The organism is Meiothermus rufus DSM 22234 (assembly GCF_000423425.1).
Taxonomy (GTDB): domain Bacteria; phylum Deinococcota; class Deinococci; order Deinococcales; family Thermaceae; genus Meiothermus; species Meiothermus rufus.
Map to the genome: position 1 here is coordinate 18215 of NZ_AUHY01000024.1, position 19931 is coordinate 38145.

The window sequence follows — 19931 nt, forward strand, 5'->3', positions numbered from 1 at the left end:
GCTTATGGAAAAAGTTTTGGCTCTGGTTGTCACCCATAACCGCAAGGCCCTATTAGAGGAATGCTTGGCCGCCCTGAGCCGGCAAACCTACCCACCCGCCCACATCCTGGTGGTGGACAACGCCTCCAGCGATGGCACCGCTGAGCTGTTGGCGGGCTATCCCCAGGTAGAGCACCTACGTTTGGAAAAAAACCTGGGGGCGGCAGGGGGCTTCCACCACGGCCTGCGGGTGGCGCGAGAAAGGCCTTTTGACTGGATATGGCTCCTCGACGACGACGCCCACCCCGAGCCGCAGAGCCTGCAAAAACTGATGGACGGGCTGGAGCGGGCCCGCCGGCTGGGCATCGAACCCAACCTGCTGCTCAGCCGCCTGGTCTGGACCGACGGGCGCATCCACCCCATGGGCCTCCCCTGGCCCGACCTGCGGCGGCCTTGGCTCTGGCTAAAGAGTCGGCCTTTGCAGCTGGTACCGGTACGCTTCGGCACCTATGCTTCCATGCTGGTCAGCCGCCGAGCGGCCCAGGTGCACCCCCTGCCCACCCAAGCCTACTTTCTCTGGAACGACGACCTCGAGTACAGCGGTCGGCTGCTGCGCCGAGGGGTGGGCTTCTTGGTGCCACAGAGCGTGGTGGTACACAAAACCCGCGACCCCTATAGCTCAGCCCTTCAAACCAGCGACGAGCAGTTTTACCTCGAGGCCCGCAATCGGGCCTGGTTAGTGCGCTCCGATGCTTTTGGTCCCTTGGGCAAAACCTTCTGGACGCTAAACAGCCTGGGGCTTTTCCTGGATCGCCTACGCCGGCGGGGCTTTTCGGGCCTCGAGGTGATCCTGCGGGGGTGGCTCGAGGGCTGGCGCAACCCTCCGCGAAGTGAGTAGGGGGGTATGCTAACATATCCCCGTGCGCCTATATCGCGTCGGCCTATTTACCGACACCTATCTACCGGGGCCCAACGGGGTGGCCACCAGCGTCTACTTGCTCAAGCGCGAGCTACGCCGCATGGGCCATGAAGCTTGGGTGCTAGCCCCCGAGATGCCCGATGTCGACCCTCGCGAGGAGGGGGTGGTACGGGTGCCCAGCGTACCCTACCCCTTCTTTGAAAACCAGCGGCTGGCCATGCCCAGCAGCCGCTACCTTCCCACCGAATTCGAGATTTTCCACACCCATACCCCGCTTTTCATCGGCATCTGGGGTGCCCGATTGGCCCAGCGGCAGCACCTACCGCATGTCTCCACCTTCCACACCCACCTGGAAAAATACGCTCACTATATCCCCGGCGTGGCGGCTATCAACAAATACGTGGGTATCATGCAGAAGGTCTGCCAAGCCTTCTACAACCGGGCCGATGTGGTCATCGCCCCTACCGAGCCGGTTAAGCGCCTGGCCGAGAGCTACGAGATCGAGCGGGAGATCCGGGTGGTGCCTACCGGGATCGACCTCGAGCTTTTACAAGCGGCCCCACTGCCGGCCTCGCCCTGGCCTTCTGGGCAGCGTCGCCTGCTGCACGTGGGCCGGTTGGGCAAGGAGAAAAGCGTGGACGTGGTGATCCGGGCTTTGGCCGAGATACGCCAGGAGCAAGAAGCCCACCTAGCCCTCATCGGTATGGGGCCACAGGAGGAAGAGTTGCGGCAATTGGCCCTAGAGCTGGGCCTGCTCGAGCACATCACCTTTGTGGGTGCTGTTCCCTACGAGAAAATCGGGGGCTACTACCAGATGGCCGAACTCTTCCTATTCGCTAGCGAAACCGAAACCCAAGGCTTGGTGCTATGGGAGGCCCAGGCCATGGGCGTCCCCGTGGTGGCAGTGGGCGCTGAGGGCACGCTGCAAGGGGTCGATGAGGGCAAAAGCGGCTACCTGGTTCCCCCGGGCGACCCCCGGGCCTTGGCCCGGCGGGCCTTGGAACTGCTACAGGATGAGGCCTTGCGCCAGCGCTTCAGCGAAGGAGCCCGCCGCTTCGCCGATCAGCGCACGGCCCGCCGCATTGCTGAGCAGATTGTCGAGGTCTACGACGAGGCCACCTGGCTGGTGCAGGTCGAGCCGCGCCGGCTCAAGATTCCCTTCCCCCGCCTGCCGCAAAATATCCCGACGAGTCCCCGCTGAGGTTGCGCGCATGCTGCCACAGGAAGTGCAGCCAGCCTTTGCTTAGGCGGCGAGCCGAAGTCCGTACTAATGCATCGTGCACGTAGCGAACCCGGCCCCTTTCTTGCAGCTTCCAGCCCAGTATAACATCCTCTCGAGCCTCCACCATCGGGTAGCCCCCTAGTTCTAGGGCAGTCTGGCGGTGAAAGGCCATGTTGGCCCCAGCCAGATTGGGCCGGCCCAGCAAGCGCATCAGTTTGAGAAAAACCCCATAGCCTAGCTCGGTTAACTCCTCCTGCCAAACTGGCAGTCCAAACATGCGCAGCGGGCCATAGAGGGCCACGTGGGTGGGCATGTGCGGCGCCAGCGCGGACAGCCAGCCTGGGGTGGGGCGGCTATCGGCATCGGTGGTGGCCACCCAGTCACCGGTGGCGGCCTCGAGGCCGGCCTGGCGAGCCTGGGCCACCCCAGGGGTGGGGCAGTGAACCACCCGGGCTCCTAACGCTGCCGCCAACAAAGCGGTGCGGTCGGTGGAGGCGTTGTCCACCACAATCACCTCGTCCGGTGGGCGGGTCTGGCGCTTTAGCGCCTCTAGGCAGCCGACAATAAAGGCCTCTTCATTGCGGGCGGGAATCACCACGGAAATTCGCACAGGTATACTCTAAGCCGTGCGCCTTAAGTTACAACGTCTCTCCCCCTGGCGCCTCAAAGGATTCTCGGCAGTAGCCCGACTGATTCTGGCCTGGGGATTGCTCGAAGGAGTTCGCAACGGATTCTACGCCGGGTATCTGGCCATCCACGGGGGGAACCTGGGCTTCTCTTTAGCGGTCATCGGCACTGCTTGGAGCGTTCACCTGCTTTCCGACAGCTTCAGCAAAACCCTTGGCGGCTACCTCTCGCAAAAGCTGGGCCTGGGGTGGGTCACCCTGCTGGGCGGAACGATGGGACTTCTGGTTTTGCTTATCGCCCCCTACACCCCCTATCCGCTGGTTTTTTTCACCCTGAGCCTGCTGTGGGGGGTCTCGCTTTCCGCCATCTTTCCCGGTTTGCTTACCCTGAGCAGCCAGATGGCCCAGCCAGGGCGGGAAGGCCGGGCGGTGACCCTAACCAACCTGCTTACGGCCCCCTGGACCGGCCTAGGAGTGCTGGGGGTGGGCTTTCTCACCAAGCTCAACCCGGGCCTGGCCCTGCACGTGCTCGAGGCCGCCCAGCTCACAGCCATTCTGCTGGGTCTGTCCCTCATCTTCCGCCCCGCCCGGGTACGCCCCCCAAGGCAGGAACTCTACCCCTGGCAACGGCTCTTACTTTTCATTCCCGCGGCCTTTGGGCAGACCTTTGCCCCCGCTCTGTTCGGCTTCTACATCCTGAAATACGCCCAAAACCTGGGGCTCAGCATGTTCTGGATTGTGGTCTTGATTGGGGTGGGCGGGGTGGTGTCGGCGGGGCTATTGGTGTGGACCGGGCGACACGCCGACCGCAAAAGCCCTCGAGGGCTCTTGATTGGCGGGCTGGCCCTGATTGGTCTGGCCATGATCGGCCTGGGCCTCAAGCCCCCCCTGGCCTGGCTCTTTCCCCTGGCCCTGGTGGCCGGGGTGGGCTTTGGCTGCTTCGGCCCTGGCTGGAACGCTTTAGTGGTACGACTCTTGCCGGAAAACAACCGGGCCGCCGCCTGGGGCACCCTGATGACCGTGGAGGGGCTGGGCTTTGCCCTGGGCCCGGCAGCCGGTGGCCTGCTGGCCGCAACCATCGCCGATAACGCCCCCTTCTTCCTGGGGGGAAGCATTATGCTCTTGCTGAGTGGGTTTTACGTCGTGGCCCTATGGAGACCCTGGTGGAAATCCTGACTGGAATTGCCTTGCTGTACGGCCTGGCCTGGGTGCTGGGGAGCTGGATGGGCCTGGGCAGCCTGGCCTGGGGAAGCCGGGCCCAGCCCCAGATAGCCCTTACCTTCGACGATGGGCCATCCCCAAAGACCGAGGCCCTGCTGGCCCTGCTAGACCGCTACGGGGTGCGGGCCACCTTTTTCCTGACCGGCCAACGCGCCGAGCAGTACCCCCATCTGGTGGAAAAAATCCGCCAGGCGGGGCACCAGATCGAGGCCCACGGCTACTGGCACCGGCCCGCCATCCTGATGGCCCCCTGGACCGAGTGGGTGCAGATTGCCCGCAGCCCGGGCCGGCTTTACCGCCCCCCCTGGGGCATCGTCTCGCCGTTTACTTACTGGTTTGCCCGCTGGCAGGGCAAGCAGGTGGCCTTATGGGACCTCGAGTCCAAGGACTGGCTAGAGCAGCCGCCAGAAGCCCTGGTGAAGCGGATGCTGTTTTACGTCAAGGGGGGCTCGGTGTTGCTCCTGCACGACGGGCCCGAGCGCACCCTGGCCATCCTCGAGCAGCTTCTGCCTTTGCTTTTGCAAAACGGCTACCAGCCGGTGCGCATGGACGAACTAGAGCTTGCCCCTTTGGGGCCACGCCAGGCCCTGATCCGGGCCAGCCAGGGAGCGGAAGAGCGCTACGATCAGCAGAAAGGCTGCCTCAGGGTAAGCTTTCGCTACGACCATATCCTGCGCCTCGAGCTACAAAGCTACCCCGGCCCGGCCCTGCCCGGCTTCCCCCCGGGCACCCCTTGCGCCCAGATTCACCTGGAGTCGGCCCGTATCGCTGAACTCAGCACCATGCAGGTCATCCGGGCCTTCCGTCAGACCTTTGCTGAAGTGGCCCGTTTCCTAGAAGCCCACCCCGAGGTGCAATTCCTCTACGGCTACAGCTACCTTGGCCCTGCAGCCAAAACCCTAGGCTTCCAGACCCACCCCCTCCCTCCCCTGGCCGCGCTAGAGTCCAAGCTGAGTACAGCCTGGTTTACCTGGCTGTACCGGGGGCAGGTGGCCCGCCACCTTTTCAGCAATCCAGCGGAAATCCTCTACATCACTCGGGAAACCATCCTGAGCCGCTACAAGCCCCTTAAAAACGGAAGTTAAAGCCCAGACCGAAGCGAACCCCATCGCTACGCAAACCGTCGCCGATACCGGTGGCTAGGTCGAAGGTCAGCTCGGTGCCTGGGCGCAGAGTGTAGCCTAGCGATAGCTCCGGTCTGGGGAGGGGAAAGATATCGGTGCTGAAGCGGAAGCGGAAGTCGCCTTGCTGGTACTCGGCAAAGATAGTCTGAAAGCCACGTAAGTCCACACTGTAGGCGAAAAACAGCTCGGGCGAGAGGTAGCGCCCAATGGTGAAGCGGGTCTCCTCCAAGCCTCCCCCGCTCAGGGCGGGGATTTCCACCTTGACTTGATCTAAGCCCAGTACCCTGGCCAGCTCGCGCTCGAGCTGCCCCACGATGAAGTTTTGCACCGCCGCTTGCAACCCAGTCTGGGCGATGTCGGCTGGCAGGGCCGATAGATCGGAGCGGCCCAGAAGCAGTAGGGCGTATATCTCGGCATCGGTATAGGGCTCTCCATCGCTTTTGCGGGCCACATCCCCGTTGCTGCGGGCCACAAAGGTGGGGCTTAGGTTGACCTTAATGCGGCCATTCTGCCTTAAAAAAGCCCCCTTGAGGGTCAGGTTGACCTGAATGCGTCGGTTATCCTGCCCCCGGTCCTGCACCACGGTATCGGCCACGATCTGCAGCTCGGGCAGAATACCCTCGGCAGGGCTGAAGCGGGCGTAGCTGCGCTCCTCCGGCGAACGGTCGCGAATGGTAAAGTCGCGATCCCACAGCTTAAAGCTACCACGCAAGGGCACCACCTCCCCCGAAAGGAAGGGGTTGCTGAAATCGCCATTGAGGTAGAGCTCGCCCGCCAGCTCGCCCTGGGCCAGCGACTCCTGGATCAGAATGCCCCGTTCGGCTTTGAGGCGGATGTTGCTGAACTCCACAGGAACCGGAGCGGTGGCTGGGGTTGCCTCAGGAGCGGCGATCGAGACCTCTCGCACCCCCTCCGGCAGACCCAGCCGGGCCCGGAGCACGTCCACCGAACCCTGGACGATATAGGCCCCGCGCTGATAGCGCAAGAACAGGTTGGTGTCGAGCAGGCCCTCGAGCAGGTAGTACCGTGGGTAACTGACCGGTACCTGTCCCTGCAAAGCCAGGATGAGCTGAGGGAAAACGATACCCGCCAGACGGGCGTTTTGGCGCTCGAGGCGGGCATCGAGGGTGTAGGCGGGATAGCCAAAGGTCAGAACGAAAGGCTCGTTGGCACTCAACAAGGGCAGGTCGGCAGTTCCCCTAGCCCGCACCACAAAGCGGCGGAGGTCTCCCTCCCCAGATAGCTCGGCCTGGGCAGGGTAGGGGGCAAAGAGCTGCAGGCGGCCCTCGGCACTGGCACTGTCCCCCACCCGCAACACCGCCCGAGGGGTCTGGCCCCGCACCGGCCCCAAGCGGAAGCTAAAGTCCTCCAAGGTGAGGTCGAAAACCTCGCCACTGGAGGAAAGGCGCACCGTTCCGCTACCCTCGGGGGTGAGAGGCTTGAGGTTGGGAATGACTTGCAGTACCGGGGTAAAGGAGGTGTTTTCTAGGTTGAGCCGCAGGTTGCTGCCCCGCCGCCCATAGTAGCCCGACCCACTCCAAGTGCCCTTGCCTGAAAGCGCCAGCTGATCGATGTAAAGCCGCTCTCGCTCGAAGCGCAAAGCCGCTTGGCCTACCAGGGTGTCGCCCCCACCCTGGAAGCGTAAGTACTCCCCTACCCAGACACCCTTAGAGGCCCAGGGGTCTTGCAAATCGATGTGGAAGGTGGTTCTACCGGTCCAGTAGGCTTGCCCCGCCAGATCGCCAGCCCAAGCAGAAAGCAGCCAGTGTAGGGGAAAGGCGGCTGCTACCGCTTCCCCACTCAAGCGGCCATTCTCCAACTTGAGCCGGGCCGTAGTGCGGTTGGCGCTTAGGAGCGCACCCCCATCGCTTCGCTCGAGGTCGAGCTCAGCCTGCCAAGCCCCCCGCTGGTAGCGGCCCCGCAGATGGGTGGCCAGGGCCAGATCGTCCCCCTGAACCCGCAAACCAGGGCTTTGCAGGTCGAATTCCAGCCGACCCTGATCGAGGGTCAGAAGGCCGCTGACCCGCCCCTTGAGGAAAGGCAGCCCGCGCTGTACCTGGGGCACTTCCTCCAGGGCCAGGTCGCGAAAACTGGCCCTGGCTTTCAACGCTGGGGCCAGACGAGCCTCGAGGGCTAAGCGGCCCAACTCACCCGCTAAAAAGCCCTGGGCCCGTAGGGCTTGCTGCCCCTCCAAGGTTAGCTGCAACTGGCTACCTAGGGGCTCTAGGGGGGCCTCCAGGTGGAGGCGGCCCTGCCAGTCGCCTTGGCCGTTGTAGCGCAGCTCGCCCTGAAGCCAGGGCCCCTGGGCCTCGAAGTGGGCCTCGAGGAGGCGCCCCTGGGCCTCGAGGCGCTGCCGGGCCTCTGGGTCTTGGTAAGCCAGGCGCCAGGCTCCTTCGAGGTTGAGCTGTCCCTGCAACCCCCCTTGGCCCCAGGGCAGCCAGGGGGTCTCGGGGTGACGCATCTGTAGCTGAAGCTGCGAACCGGCCCCCTCCAGCAGCCAGTCCAGCCCAAACACGCTCAGCCGAAGGGCCCCCTCGAGTGCCCCCTGCCACCAGCGCAGAGCACCGCTGCCCAGCTCGGGCGCGCTCAGCTCTACGGCCAGGCTCTTTAGGTCCAAAGCGGCCTGCAGGCGCCCCCCAGCCAAAGGGTAAGCCGCCTCCAGCAGCGGCCCCTGGCCCTGCAAGGTGAGGCCCTCCAGGGCCAGCTCCCCCGAGGCGCTGCGCTCGGCCAGGTTCAGCTCGAGGCCTCCCCCCGGCTCCGCAGCCACCCAAAGCCGCGGGTAGTCCAGGCGCACCTTTTGCCCCAGCAGCTCCCCGGTCACCACCGGGGTGGTGGGGCCGGAGAACTCAAGGAAGCCCTCGCGCAAGGCCAGCCGGCCCCACCAGGCCCCCGCATACCCCAGCTCGCCTGCCAGGTCGCCCGCCAGGTGGGCCTGAAGCTGGCCTTGCTGCCAGGTGGCCTGCAGGCTCCCACTGCGCCCCAAAGCCTCCCAGCGCAAAGCTCCCTCGAGGCTGCTCCAGGCCCCCCCTAGCCGTCCCCCCAGCCGCAGGCCACTCAGGTTGTAGTTTTCCAGCTCGGCCTCGAGGCCCTCTGGGCTCAGGCGGGCCCGAAGCCCTGGGGCGCTGAGCCCAAGCTGGGCCCCCTGGCCCTCCAGGTTCAGGGTCTGACCGGCCACCTCGTAGCGGCCCACCGCCCAGCGACCGGGGTAGACTCCCTGGGCCTCGAGGCGGCCCAACCCACGCGGAAGGGCTCCAGCGTATACCCAGCCCACCTGCAAGGGGTTGAGCTCTGCCCGGAGGAATAAAGGCTCCAGCCCCTCCTGGCCCTGTACCACCACCCCCGCCCCCTGGGCGCGAAGGGCCAGGCTACCCCAGCCTGGGAGGTCTAGCCTTCCCGCGCCCTCCAGGCTCAGCGGGGCCGCCTCGAGGTCGAAACGGCCCTCCAGAAAAGCCCCCGCCCAGGGCGAGGCCAGGCCAACCTCGAGGGCCCAGCGGGTAGGCTGTGCCCAGCCCTGCGCCAGCCAGGCCCTCAGGCGGCCTTGCCAGCCCCCCCGCCCTTCCAGCCGAACCTGCCCCTCGGCCAAATCGGCCTCTCCCACCAGGCTCCCTTGGGGTAGAGGCAGCTCCAGCGCCAGCAGGCCCTGGGGAGGCCCGCCCGCCCAGCGGGCCGTGCCCACGGCGTAGGGGCCTTCCAGCCGCAGCTCTAGCCCCTGCTGGTAGGCTAGAGCAAAGCGCTGCTCGGCATAGTGCCCGGCCAACTCGAGCTCTAGCCCCGCAGGATAAAGCTGTCCCCTGGCCTCGAGGTTTTCCCCATACAAGTGCAGGGGCAGGCGCAAGCCCTCCCAGGGGCCCTGGCCTTGGGCTTCCAGACGAAAAGGTAGACCGGTAAAGGGCTTTAGGTCGCTGTCCACCCGCAGGGCCAAGACCCCATCCTCCAGGCGGGCGGAAAACCCGCTCCCCTCAGCCCGGGCCCAAGGCCCTTCTTTGGCCTGGTAGCCAAACTGCAAGGCCACCTCAGCCCCTTGGCCCACCAGGCGGCCCTGCCCTTCCAGCTCCGGGGCCCACAGACGACCCAAAAGGGCGGCTTGGGCCTCGAGCCGGCTAGGGCCCAGGCCCAGGGCATAGCGGGCCTGGCCGCTGAGGCTGCCCTGGCGGTCGGTGCGGGCCTCGAGGTCGGCCTGAAAGACCCGGCCCCGAGCCCGCAAAACCCTATCCTGCCCCAGAAATTCCAGGGCCACCTGCTCACCCAAAAGCTGCATCCGCCCAGCGAAGCGTTGACCCACCAGGGCCATCTGGCCCGAAAGGGCCAGGGGGCGCTGGGCCAGCTCAAGCACCCCCTGCCCTGCCAAGAGGAGGCTTTCCAGCTCAACCCCCTGCCCCCCTGCCTCCAGCCGCAAAGGGGCTGCCCAGGCGAAGCGCCAGCGGGCCCCCTCCCCCTCCAGGCGCAATGCCCCCCCTTGCCGCAGGTACTGCTGGCTTTCCAGCCAGCCGCTGGCCTGGTAGCGCAGGCCCTGGCTCTGGAGGTTCAGCCGGGCCTGGGCGTAGGGGCTTTGTAGGATGAGCTGGGCCTCTCCCTGGCCTTTGCTCAAGATGTACCCCCCCTGAGCCTCTAGGGTGGCCCAGGGGCTATGGGCCTGCACCACTAAGGTGGGTTGCCCTAGAGCCCCTCCTACCTGGGCTTCCAGCTCGAGGCCACCCCGGCGGTAGGCCAGCCCGCCCGCTAACTCCGGGCCTATCTCCAAGCGGCCTTCCAACGCACCCGTCCCCGAAAGCTGCACGGGCTGGCCTGGGGCCCAGGCCAACACCACCCCGGCCTGGTACTGGGGGGAAAAGGCCGAAAGGGATCGGTCTTTGTAGTTTAGCTCAAGGGGCTGCCCGTAAAGCCGCAACGCGCCTTCTGCCTCGCCTTCGGGCCAAGCCACCCCACCTGTCCCCCACAGCCCCGCCAAGCTCAGCCGGCCCTGCAAGCGGCCCTCTAACCCGAGGTTGAAGAGGCGAGCCAAAGGGGCCGTCTCGAGGTCGAAAACCAGCCGGGCCTCGGCCAGGCGCACCTGGCCTTCTGGCAAGGTCAGGGTGGCCTGCCAGCGCTCCAGGCTGGCCCCTTCCGTTTGCAGGCGAGCCCCTAGGGGCAGACCCGCTAGGTCGGTGCGGAGCTGGGCCTCCAGCCTGAGGGCCTCCCCTTCCAGATGGCCTTGCAGCACACCCCGCTGCTCCAGCAGCCAGTAGGGCCAGTCCAGCCGGCCCCGGTAGGCCAGCCCCCGCCCCTCCAGGGCCAAGGGCCCCTCCAGCCGCCAGGTCTGGGTCTGTGCCTCGGCCCAGAGGCGCCAAGGGCGGCCTTCCAGGTAGGGAAGGTGGTAGCGGCCCTGGCCCTGGGCCTCGAGGCCACCCCAGGGCCCCGCCACCTCGAGGGTGCCTTCCAGGTAGGGCAGGTTCAAGTGACCCGAAAGGGCCAGGCCCGCTAACCCTACCGTGCCGCGCATGGTTCCATAAGGGCTTTGCACCTCTAGCTGCAAAGGCCCCAGCAAGCTCGAGCCGCTGAGCTGAGCCTGAGCGTAGGGGCTATCCAAGCTTAGACGCCCCCCCTGCTCCGACCAGCGGCCCCATAGGCGGCCCGGCAGGCCCAGACCGCTCAGGTCAAAGCCATTGGCCATGGCCCGCAAACGCAAGCCATCCGTATACCCTCCCGCCAAAGCCAACCGGCCCTGCTGAAACTGCCCGGAGAAGTCCAGACGGGCCCCCTGCCCATGGAAGGTTACCCCTCCTTCCAGCCGGGGTACTTGCAGGCGGCCTTGGTAGGTCAGACTCAACAGGTCAGCCTGGCCTTGCAACGCCCCCGTGTAGCCAGCGTAGGCCAGGCGGCCTTGCAAAGGCAAGCTACGCCAGGCCCCCTCTCCCCCTAGAGCCCCATACGGCGTATGCAGTTCTAGCCGGCCCCGCTCCAGGTTGCCCCGGGCGGTTAGGCTGGCCGGCGCCCCATTGACCTGTAGGGGCAGGGTCCCGCTAAAGGGCAGCCCCGCCTGGAAGGCCACCTGCCCTCCGGGCCAGCGCACCCCACGCCGATCCACCTCCAGCGGCACCTCTGCCACCTTTAGCGGCCCCGAAAAAGGCAGGGTCAGGCGCCCTTTGAGGCCAAGGTTCGGCCAGAGCGGGCCAGCCAGCCGAGCATAGCCCTGGGCCTCGGCCCATAGCATAGCCCCGCGCCCTTCCAACCACCCCCGCAACCAAGGGGATTGGAAGCGCACCTGGCCCAGGTAGCGCCCCCCCTGTAGGCCCAGATCGGCCTCCAGGGCAATTTGCGGACCAAGGGCCAGCGGGCCTTGCAGCCTGAGCCCATCCGCATCGGCAGAGATGCGCAGGGTCTCGAGCCGGGCCTCTACCCCAGAGGCATCGGCCACTCCGGACAGCGGCAGCACCCGCAAAGGGGTGCGCACCTCGCCCTGGTAGCGGGTGGCCAGCTCAGATAGCTCACCTTGAAGGCTTACCCTCTCGCTTTCCAGTCGCCAACCGCCAGAAAGCGCCCCTTTGGCGTAGCGCACCTGGCCTGAAAGGCGAAAGGCCTCGAGGATTTGCAAAGGTAGCCCCCACACCCCTAAGGTGAAGACCCCATCCCGGTAAACCCCCTCGGCCCAGCGGTTGCTTAGGCGCCAGGCCCCGCCGTCCTGCCGCAAGGCGATGGGAAAACGGGCATAGGGGGAGTCGTACTGCAACGCACCGCTGAAGCGCCCGTTTCTGAGCCGCGCCTGACCGGTAAGCTGACCCACCATCAGCGCCAAAGGCTCCAACCCCAGCCCCAGGTCGTCCCAGGTGCCGCTTAGTACCACCCCCCCCAGCCGGCCTTGCACCCTGGGACCTTCCCCCACCAGGCTGCCCGAGAGGCTGAAGGGTTTGGCCAGGGGCAGGCCCACCCCCTCCGAGCGCACCCCTAGCTGCCAGCGGGCCCCCTGGCTGGCAAAGCGCAACCCGGCCTGGCCCAGAAGGGGGCGGGGCCAGACCAGGGTGCCCTCAGCCTGGGTCTGGGCCCCCTGGCCCTGTAGGCGCAGTTGGCTACCCAGGCTGTCGCGCAGGGCTACGCTGTAGGTATCGCTGCGCAGAGCCGCGCTGGCCTGGTAGCTGCGGTCGAAAAAGGCCCCCTCTACTACAGCGTCGAGCTGGAATTTCTGGTCGAAGGCCAGCGTCCCTCGGTAGCGCAGAGGCTCGCCCAAAAGGCGCCCTTCCCCGTTGTAACGCCCCTGGAGTACCAAATTCTGCCAACCCTGGCCTTCCAACCACAAAGGCCCTCCCCCGCTTACCGGCAAACGCAGGCCGAAGTGTTGGGCCAGGGCGCTCAGCCTGGGGGTTCCCTCCACCCGGAAGCGATAGTGCTGCTGGGAGAGGTTCACCGTGCCCTCACCACGAAGGGGGCCTTCCAGGCCTCGAGCCTTCAGGCGGGCCGTCACGACCTCGCCGTCGAAGTCCACGCTGCCAGCAACCTGGTCCAGGGTAAACCCTACCAGCTTGACCGTGGCGTCTTTTACCTGGTTGCGGCCCAGAATCCCGTTTTTGACCTTGGGGCCAACAATCCAAGTGCCCTCGAGCTCTCCCGCCTCGAGGCCATCGAACCAGTAGCGCCCCGCGCGCAAGTCGCCTTTGGCCTCAATCCGCCAGGCCTCAAACTCCCGCCCGGTACGCCAGACCGTGGCGCTAAGCTTTCCGTCGGGCAGCTCGAGCCGAACCTGGTAGGGGCCCTTCCCTCGCACCACGGCCCGCAGGGTGGGCAAGAAAAATTTCTGGCTTTGCGCAATGTGCACCCCCACCCGATCCAGCACCAGCTCGTCTACACGCAGCCGAAAAGGGGAAGGGGGGCCTGGCTCGTGCCTTTCCGGGATGATGGCCTCCCAGTGCAGGAAAACCTCACCCTCCTGGGCCCAAATCCGCAGAGGCAGCTCGCGGCGCAACAAACTCAACAGGTTGTAGCCCACGCGCAGGCGCTGGGCCTCGAGGGCTATCCCCTGCCCCTCGAGGCGAACCCCTCTGAGCTCGAGGCCGGCCAGCAAGTACCCCCCTACCGCTTGCCACTGCCCCCTAAATTGAGCGGCTTTCAGTCCTTCTTGCAAAAGGTACTCGGTAAAAGGTGGAAAAGCGGGGAGCGCCACCAGCAGGCCAAGCAAAAATGCCGGAATCCAGCGCCCAAATCGCACAGGCCCAGTCTAGCCCACAACCCTGAGGAGAATCTAGGAAAAAGGCCATTCCGAGCCAATCTAGCCCTCTTTTTTTGCCCACCATTCCTCGAACCCTGCTGTAGATTGAAAACATGCCGCGGATTACCGTACTGGTCAGCGGACGGGTGCAGGGGGTGGGCTACCGCTACTTCACCCGCCAGAAGGCCCTGGAGCTTGGCTTAGCCGGTTACGCCGAAAACCTCCCGGACGGGCGGGTAGAGGTGGTGGCTGAGGGCGGCAAGGACGAACTCGAGCACCTGATCCACCACCTGCGCCAAGGACCCCGAGGAGCCTGGGTTGCCCAGGTGGATGTCCAGTGGAGCCAGGCCACCGGCCTCAAGGGGTTTCAAATCTTCTGAGACCGGGAGCCTCTGGCTGCGCTGCTGGGAACGAAGCCCAGGCTGCAGGGCGCACCCCCTGGGTCAAAAGCGCCTCAGCCAAAGCGGCCTTAAGCTCGGATAGGCCCTGGCCTTGGGTGGCCGAGACCGGCAAGCCGCCCAAACGCTCCTTGAGGAACTCCAGGTCGTAGCCGTCGGCCCGGTCAGCCTTGGAGAGCACCAGGATGCGCCGGGCCTCGACCCCTAGCTCGGCCAACAATGCCTCCACTACCCGGTACCGTTCCAAAGCCCCCTCCTGTGAGGCATCCAACACGTGCAGCAGCACATCGGCGTCGTGCAACTCTTCCAAAGTAGCCCGGAAAGCCTCGAGCAAATCGCTGGGCATATGGCGAATGAAGCCCACCGTGTCGGTATAGAGCACCTCGCCCAACCCCGGCAAAAAGCCCCGGCGGGTCAGGGGGCGCAGGGTGGCAAAGAGTTTGTTCTCGCCTGGCTCACCCTTTTTGGCTAGGGCCTGCATCAGGGTGGTCTTGCCTGCGTTGGTGTAGCCCACCACCGCGACGATGGGCAAGCCCGAGCGCTCCCGTTGCCGGCGGGTCTCCTGCCGCCGGGTGGCCATTGCCTCTAGTTTGCGGGTGAGCTCGGCAATGCGGTCTTGCAGGCGGCGCCGATCCACCTCCAGCTTGGTCTCGCCCGGCCCCCGGGTGCCAATCCCTCCCCCTAAGCGGGATAAGTCCTTGCCCTTACCCACTAGCCGGGGCAGCAGGTATTTGAGCTGGGCCAGCTCTACTTGCACCTTGGCCTCCGGCGTGCGAGCGTGCTGGGCAAAGATGTCCAGAATGAGCTGGGTTCGGTCGAGCACCTTTAGGCCGGTTAGGCTTTCCAACTCCCGGGCCTGGGCTGCGCTTAGCTCGAGGCCAAAGATGAGGGTTCCCGCATTCTGGTGGTAGGCTTGCGAAACCAGCTCCTCTACCTTACCCCGGCCCACCGCGTAGCGCGGGTCCAGGCTAGGGCGGAAGACCAGCTCCTGGTGGGCTACCACGGCCCCTGCCGTACGGGCCAGCTCGGCCAGCTCCGCCAGGTCTACCTCGGCCTGCACCCCCTGGCCCTGATCCACCCCCACCAGTACCGCCCGCTCCCCCGAGCCATCCCGCAGATCAAGCACCCGGGCCTGGCGGGAAAGCTCCTCTTCCAAGGCGGCCACCGCAGCGGCCAGATCCCACTCGAGGTATTCGTGGTAAGGGCGCGCGGGGAAGATCTGCCAGTCCTCCTCGATGGCTTTAGGTGGCGAGAGCAGGGCCAAATGCAGCTTACCGGGGAGGCCTTGTTCCACCTCGAGCGCGGCCATGGCGTCTAGGCGGTGCAAGAAGAGCAGCGAAAGGTCGGGCCGCGAAAGCCCACCCTTAGCCAGATGGGTGTGCAGCACCCGATACCCACAAAGGCGGGTCTCCACCAGGGCCGCCTCGGGCATGGGCAGCTCTTTGGCATCCCCTACCGCCACCCGGATAACCCGACCTCCCCGGTCGAAGAGCAGGCTGATGGGCTTCTCCAGCTCTTCCGACAAAGCCGCCAGCGTACGCGCCAGCTCGGCGGAGAGGAGTCGGTTGGCGCCTACGCGGCGGTTATACAGGTTGGCCAGACGCCTTTTCTCGCTGGGCTTAAGACCGTTGGTGCGTCCGAAGATTTTCTCCACTAAGGCTCACCTAAGCTGAAAAGACAAGCCAACTCCTCCGCCATCTGGTTCGAAGGAGTGCGGCGTGTACTCTCAACTTGTTCTAAAGTATAGCATGCTCGAGGCCGAAAATAATAACGCAGCGCACATGCATAAACCTTCAAACCACCAACCCCGCTGTGCTCGAGGTAGGCCACAGGCCATCTCACCCTGCCGGGGTAAGCTTTGAGAAGTGGGGCGATTTAGGGCCATTTTCTTTGATCTAGACGAGACGGTGCTCAAACCTAGGGAACAAAACCCCCGGGCCGAGTTCAAAAGAAGGCATGGCCTCGAGGAACACCGGCTCATCCTTGAAGCCATCACCCTGCACCCGGCCTTAAAACAGGCCCAGGTGCTCGATGGGTCTACCCACCGCGCTTCTCACCAACAATCATCGGGCCGCCACCGAACAGGTTTTGCACAAATACAACCTAGCTTTCTCGCTGGTGCTGACCCGGTAGGCCTGCTGCAACAGGCTCTAGCCCACTTCGGCCTTGCCCCCAAGGAAGCCCTGTACATCGGCGACTCAGAAGGCGATAGGCAGGCCGCCCAGACCCTGGGCATGCCGGTATGGTTCTTAGCCACGCCGCACAACCCCCATCTCCAGCCTCGCTTTGCCCATCCTGAGGAACTGCTACAGGCTTTGTTAGTCCATTTGGAGTAGAATTCCTCATTATGCGCGGGTGGTTGGCAGTAATGCTGGTGGGTCTGGGGCTGCTGGCTTTTAGCCCAAAAGCAGCCAGCGGTCCGTTGCAAAAAGCTGACTGGATTGTGGTGCTGGGTGCGGCCCAGTACAACGGTGAACCCTCCACCATCTTTCGCAACCGCCTCGAGGCCGCCCTGCGCTTGTATCGCCAAGGCTACGCCTCCCGCATCGCCGTGACCGGAGGGCGCCGCCCCGGCGACCTGCACAGCGAAGGCGAGGTAGGCTGCCGCTACCTGCAAGAACGCGGGGTGCCTCCCCGGGCCCTTTACTGCGAAAAAGAAAGCCGACGCACCTGGGAAAACCTCAGCAACATTGCCCCCGTAGTAGGCCGCTCGCCCATCATCGTCGTTACCGACGAACCTCACCTGCCCAGGGCCCTCATCCTGGCAGAGCAAATCGGGCTGAAGGCAACCGGCTTTGCTGTACGGGGGCAGTTCAAGGAGTCTTACTGGCAGCGCGAGGCCCTGGCTGCCTTGCTGGCCCGGCTGGGGGTGCGCTAACTCAGCGCTTGAAGCGATCCAGCGAGGATAGGTAGCCTTCCAGCAGGGCCTTGAACTGGCTTATGAACAGGTCGCGCTCGTTACGCACCTGCTCGATGTCGCTTTTGATGCGCTTCATCTGCTCGACGAGTTCCTGCAAAGCTGCCTGGCGCTCGGCCTCGGTCTCGCGCCGGATGAGTTCGGCCTCGCGCTCGGCCTGGGCCTTAATCTCGCGGGCAATCCGCTCGGCGGCCACCACCGCCCGCTTGAGTTCGGCCTCGCCCTCACGGGACTTGGCCAGCTCGGCCTCGAGTTCGCGAATACGGCTGCGCAAGCGTTCGTTCTCCTCAATCAGCCCGGTCTGAAGGTCAGCCACCCGGGCTAAGTATTCCCGCACCTCGGCCACCACGTAGCCCCTTAGCCCCTGGCGAAACTCCTGGTAGCGGATGTCCAGCGGTGTTAGCTCTGCCCGCTCCATACGAAACTCACCCGTTGCGCGCTCATCCATTGTCCCAGCCTACGGCAGGCGGCGGTGGGTTTGTCAAACCCAAGCGCAAAGGACATGCGCCTTCCAGCATCCTTGCCAACACGGGCCCCAAAGCCTGAGCCTCTTCCACGGTGTAGGCGTGAAGCTCCAGCGGCAGCCTAGCAAAGGCCTTACGGGCCAGGCGGTACAGGTCTTCTCGCCGAGGTTCCTGGTAAATCAGCAAGAGATCCACGTCACTATTCGGCAAGGCCCGGCCCTTGGCCCAGGAACCAAACAGGTAAGCCCGCTGTAGGGGAAGATGCAAGCGTAGGGCCTCAAGCCCCGCTTCAAGAAGCAGAATTAGTTCCTCTTGACTCCAAGGTGGAGAGAAAATCTTTACAGTAGGCATATATCTCCTTAGCGTAGCTCAAAAGGCGCTGAGCCTCAGGCCGGCGGTAGCGCTCAAAGGGGGCCCCCTCCGGCAGAGCGTCGGGATAACGGCTAGGGATATAAGCCTTGTCCAGCTCACTGGCCCCATCCAAAAGGGCCTCTGGCACCGCGCGGTGCTCCTCTAAAGCTTGAAGCAGCCCGGTGACGGAGTGCCCCCAGGCGAGCAAACCCATCCGTTGGAAAACCGCCTTCACCGCTTTTTCCGCTGCCTGCTGGGCAGCGAAAGCGGCCCACTCGTAAAACCCTCGCTCCAAAGCTAGCTGAGCGTGCTCCAGATCGCGCCCAGCCTGGAGGATGAAGTCCCGGCTTCGCTCCACCCTAATACCCTACCACTCAATCGGGCTGAAAAAGGGCCTGCCCCACCCGCACCAGCGTAGCCCCTTCCTCTATCGCCACCTCAAAATCGCCCGACATGCCCATGCTGCGCTCAGGTAGCTGGTACCGATCGGCCAACCTCGAGAGCTGGGCAAAAATGGGCCGCACCGCCTGGGGGTCTGAGCTGTAGGGGGCTACCGTCATCAGGCCCTCTACCCGCAGGCCTGGCAAGGCCTGAATCTGGGCCATGGCCTCGGGCAGTTCTTCCTCCAGGAAGCCGTGCTTTTGCGGCTCGCGCCCCAGGTTGAGCTCGAGCAACACCCGCTGCTGCTTGCCCGCCTCGGTAGCCTTGCGGGCCACCGCCTCGGCTAGGCGCAAGGAGTCAATGGAGTGGATCAGGTCGAAGCGTACAGCAAACTTAGCCTTGTTGCGCTGCAAAGGGCCGATAAAGTGCCACTGTGCGGCCAGCTCGGCCATCTTGGGCAAAGCCTCCTGGATGCGCGACTCACCCAGGGGATAGTCCCCAAAAGCCAGTACCCGCTCGCGAATCTCGGCCACGCTGTGCCCCTTGGTCACCGCCACCAAGCACACCTCCTGGGGGTTGCGCCCGGCGCGGCGGCAGGCCTGCTGGATGCGCTCTAAAACCCCCGGAAGGCTCATAGCGCAGCCAGAATCCCCCGCACGAACTGGCGGAAACGGGCCCCGCTCTGGGCTGCCACCGCCAGCACCTCCGCCTCGGTGGCGTGGTGGTCGCGCTCGGGCACGGCCATATCGGTAATGGTGGAAAGGCCCAGCACCCGGGCCCCGAGGTGGCGCAGGGCGATCACCTCCGGCACGGTGGACATCCCAATGGCATCGGCCCCCAGGCCGCGCAGGAGCTTGAGCTCGGCCCGGGTAGCAAACTGCGGCCCCGGCCACCAGGCATACACCCCCTCGCGCAGTAGGAAATCCTGGGCGCGTGCCACCTTGTGGGCCAGGGTTCGCAGGCCAGGGTCGTAGGCGTCGAAGGTTACCGGAAAGCGCGGCCCCAAGCGCTCGTCGTTGGGGCCGGTGAGGGGTGAGAGGCCAGCGTAGTTGATGTAATCGCTGTGCAGCATTAGCTCGCCCGCGTTCCAGCCAGGGTTCAGCCCCCCCGCCGCCGAGGTGACGAAAAAGGTACGGGCCCCCAGGAAGAAGCCCACCCGGTGGGGAAAGACTACCTCCGCCGGGCTATAGCCCTCGTAGCAGTGCACCCGGCCCTTGTAGGCCAGAACGCGCTTGCCCTCGAGGTGGCCCAGAATGAGCCTCCCTTCGTGCCCCGGGGCGGTGGACTGGGGAAAGTGAGGGAGGGAGGCATAGGGAAAACTGGCCACCACCTCGATCTCGTCGGCCAAAGGGCCCAGCCCCGAACCCAGCACCAGCCCCACTTCGGGGGAAAAGTCGGTCTGGGAGCGGATGTGGTCTACGGCTTGCTGAATCTGCTGGTAGGTCGAACCCATGCCCTCAAATCTACCTTATCCGGTCATAAAAGGGTCAATACACGTGCAAAAAAAACAAAACCGGAGCCCAAAAGCCCCGGTTTTGTGTATTGCTTGGTGGCTATGGGCGGACTCGAACCGCCGACACCACGATTATGAGTCGTGTGCTCTAACCGGCTGAGCTACATAGCCGTGGTTGCAGGGACAGGATTTGAACCTGTGACCTTCGGGTTATGAGCCCGACGAGCTACCAGACTGCTCCACCCTGCGACGAAGTGGGCCTACGGGCCAAAACCGCAAACTCAATCTTAGGCGGGGAAAGGCGGTAAGTCAAGACAGTGTAATCGGTCAACACATGTGAGACTGGGGAACCGACTCCTCCTGCATCTTAGCTAAATACTCCAAGGGAGCAAGACCCTGTAATCGGTCAACACATGTGAGACTGGGGAACCGACTCCTCCTGCATCTTAGCTAAATACTCCAAGGGAGCAAGACCCCCCAGGGCCATGTGAGGCCTTCGGCGGTTGTAGTGGTCCAGGGAGGCATCCAGCTCTGCCTGTAGCTCGCTGAGCCGGGGGGGCAGAGGCCGGGTATAGAGCTCCTCCCTAAAGGTCCGTTGCACCCGCTCCACGTGACCATTGAGTTTAGGACTCCTCGGCGGCAGCACAAACAAGGCAATCCCCAGAGCACAGCAGGCCTCCTCAAACTCGGCCATGAACTC

The 19931-nt window shown here is 64.8% G+C and carries 15 protein-coding genes, 2 tRNA genes and 1 pseudogene; 7 read left to right on the forward strand and 11 right to left on the reverse strand.

Annotated features, from left to right (window positions below; translation table 11 throughout):
* Window positions 1-4: 4 nt before the first annotated feature.
* Together G552_RS0105950 and G552_RS0105955 are read left to right on the forward strand one after the other, a co-directional pair.
* Complete coding sequence (locus G552_RS0105950; RefSeq protein ID WP_036270371.1) at window positions 5-877, forward strand: glycosyltransferase family 2 protein; 873 nt, start codon at window positions 5-7, stop codon at window positions 875-877.
* A 22-nt stretch (window positions 878-899) separates the two neighbouring features.
* Window positions 900-2099 (forward strand): glycosyltransferase family 4 protein, encoded by a 1200-nt coding sequence (locus G552_RS0105955; RefSeq protein WP_027882204.1) that lies wholly within the window; start codon window positions 900-902, stop codon window positions 2097-2099.
* On the opposite strand, the gene G552_RS0105960 is transcribed toward G552_RS0105955, so the two are convergent.
* Window positions 2047-2730, reverse strand: coding sequence for a glycosyltransferase family 2 protein (locus G552_RS0105960; RefSeq protein ID WP_027882205.1), 684 nt, complete (start codon window positions 2728-2730; stop codon window positions 2047-2049). The genes G552_RS0105955 and G552_RS0105960 overlap by 53 nt on opposite strands.
* Window positions 2731-2746: 16 nt before the next feature.
* Here G552_RS0105960 and G552_RS0105965 point away from each other — a divergent pair, with 16 nt between their 5' ends.
* On the forward strand, window positions 2747-3922 hold the full coding sequence (locus G552_RS0105965) for an MFS transporter (protein ID WP_027882206.1): 1176 nt from the start codon (window positions 2747-2749) through the stop codon (window positions 3920-3922).
* Entirely contained in the window at window positions 3898-5052 is a 1155-nt protein-coding gene (locus tag G552_RS14875; RefSeq protein WP_036270373.1) for a polysaccharide deacetylase family protein, read from the forward strand. Before G552_RS0105965 ends, G552_RS14875 begins: the two co-directional genes overlap by 25 nt.
* Here the strand turns inward: G552_RS14875 and G552_RS0105975 are convergent.
* The gene (locus G552_RS0105975; protein ID WP_027882207.1) at window positions 5036-13267 is read right to left on the reverse strand and encodes a translocation/assembly module TamB domain-containing protein; all 8232 of its coding nucleotides are present in this window, start codon (window positions 13265-13267) and stop codon (window positions 5036-5038) included. The genes G552_RS14875 and G552_RS0105975 overlap by 17 nt on opposite strands.
* A gap of 113 nt (window positions 13268-13380) precedes the next feature.
* Between G552_RS0105975 and G552_RS0105980 the strand changes: the two genes are divergently transcribed.
* Window positions 13381-13647, forward strand: a complete 267-nt coding sequence (locus tag G552_RS0105980) for an acylphosphatase (protein ID WP_027882208.1) — start codon at window positions 13381-13383, stop codon at window positions 13645-13647.
* Here G552_RS0105980 and hflX read toward each other — a convergent pair.
* Window positions 13625-15319, reverse strand: coding sequence for a GTPase HflX (gene hflX / locus G552_RS0105985; RefSeq protein WP_027882209.1), 1695 nt, complete (start codon window positions 15317-15319; stop codon window positions 13625-13627). The two genes, G552_RS0105980 and hflX, sit on opposite strands and share 23 nt — an antisense overlap.
* A gap of 211 nt (window positions 15320-15530) precedes the next feature.
* Between hflX and G552_RS14880 the strand changes: the two genes are divergently transcribed.
* Window positions 15531-16001, forward strand: a complete 471-nt coding sequence (locus G552_RS14880) for an HAD family hydrolase (protein WP_245575130.1) — start codon at window positions 15531-15533, stop codon at window positions 15999-16001.
* Between the two features lie 11 nt (window positions 16002-16012).
* Window positions 16013-16543: a YdcF family protein gene (locus G552_RS0105995; protein ID WP_027882210.1), complete on the forward strand. Its 531-nt coding sequence runs from the start codon at window positions 16013-16015 to the stop codon at window positions 16541-16543.
* 1 nt (window position 16544) lies between these two features.
* On the opposite strand, the gene G552_RS0106000 is transcribed toward G552_RS0105995, so the two are convergent.
* The 8 genes and pseudogenes from G552_RS0106000 to G552_RS14890 form a co-directional block, all read right to left on the reverse strand.
* Window positions 16545-17030, reverse strand: coding sequence for a DivIVA domain-containing protein (locus G552_RS0106000; protein ID WP_051195701.1), 486 nt, complete (start codon window positions 17028-17030; stop codon window positions 16545-16547).
* A complete protein-coding gene (locus G552_RS14885) occupies window positions 17023-17313 on the reverse strand; it encodes a nucleotidyltransferase domain-containing protein (protein WP_245575131.1) in 291 nt (96 codons plus the stop codon). Before G552_RS14885 ends, G552_RS0106000 begins: the two co-directional genes overlap by 8 nt.
* Before the next feature lie 22 nt (window positions 17314-17335).
* Window positions 17336-17755 carry a HEPN domain-containing protein gene (locus tag G552_RS0106010; RefSeq protein ID WP_027882212.1) on the reverse strand — a complete coding sequence of 140 codons (420 nt, stop codon included), beginning with the start codon at window positions 17753-17755 and terminating at the stop codon, window positions 17336-17338.
* Window positions 17756-17771: 16 nt separating this feature from the next.
* Window positions 17772-18413: a YggS family pyridoxal phosphate-dependent enzyme gene (locus tag G552_RS0106015; RefSeq protein WP_027882213.1), complete on the reverse strand. Its 642-nt coding sequence runs from the start codon at window positions 18411-18413 to the stop codon at window positions 17772-17774.
* Complete coding sequence (locus G552_RS0106020; protein ID WP_027882214.1) at window positions 18410-19231, reverse strand: purine-nucleoside phosphorylase; 822 nt, start codon at window positions 19229-19231, stop codon at window positions 18410-18412. Before G552_RS0106020 ends, G552_RS0106015 begins: the two co-directional genes overlap by 4 nt.
* A 94-nt stretch (window positions 19232-19325) precedes the next feature.
* A tRNA-Met gene (locus G552_RS0106025) sits at window positions 19326-19402 on the reverse strand.
* Window position 19403: 1 nt separating this feature from the next.
* Window positions 19404-19480, reverse strand: a tRNA-Met gene (locus tag G552_RS0106030).
* 122 nt (window positions 19481-19602) lie between these two features.
* Window positions 19603-19931: pseudogene (locus G552_RS14890) on the reverse strand (integrase core domain-containing protein); the annotation flags it as partial.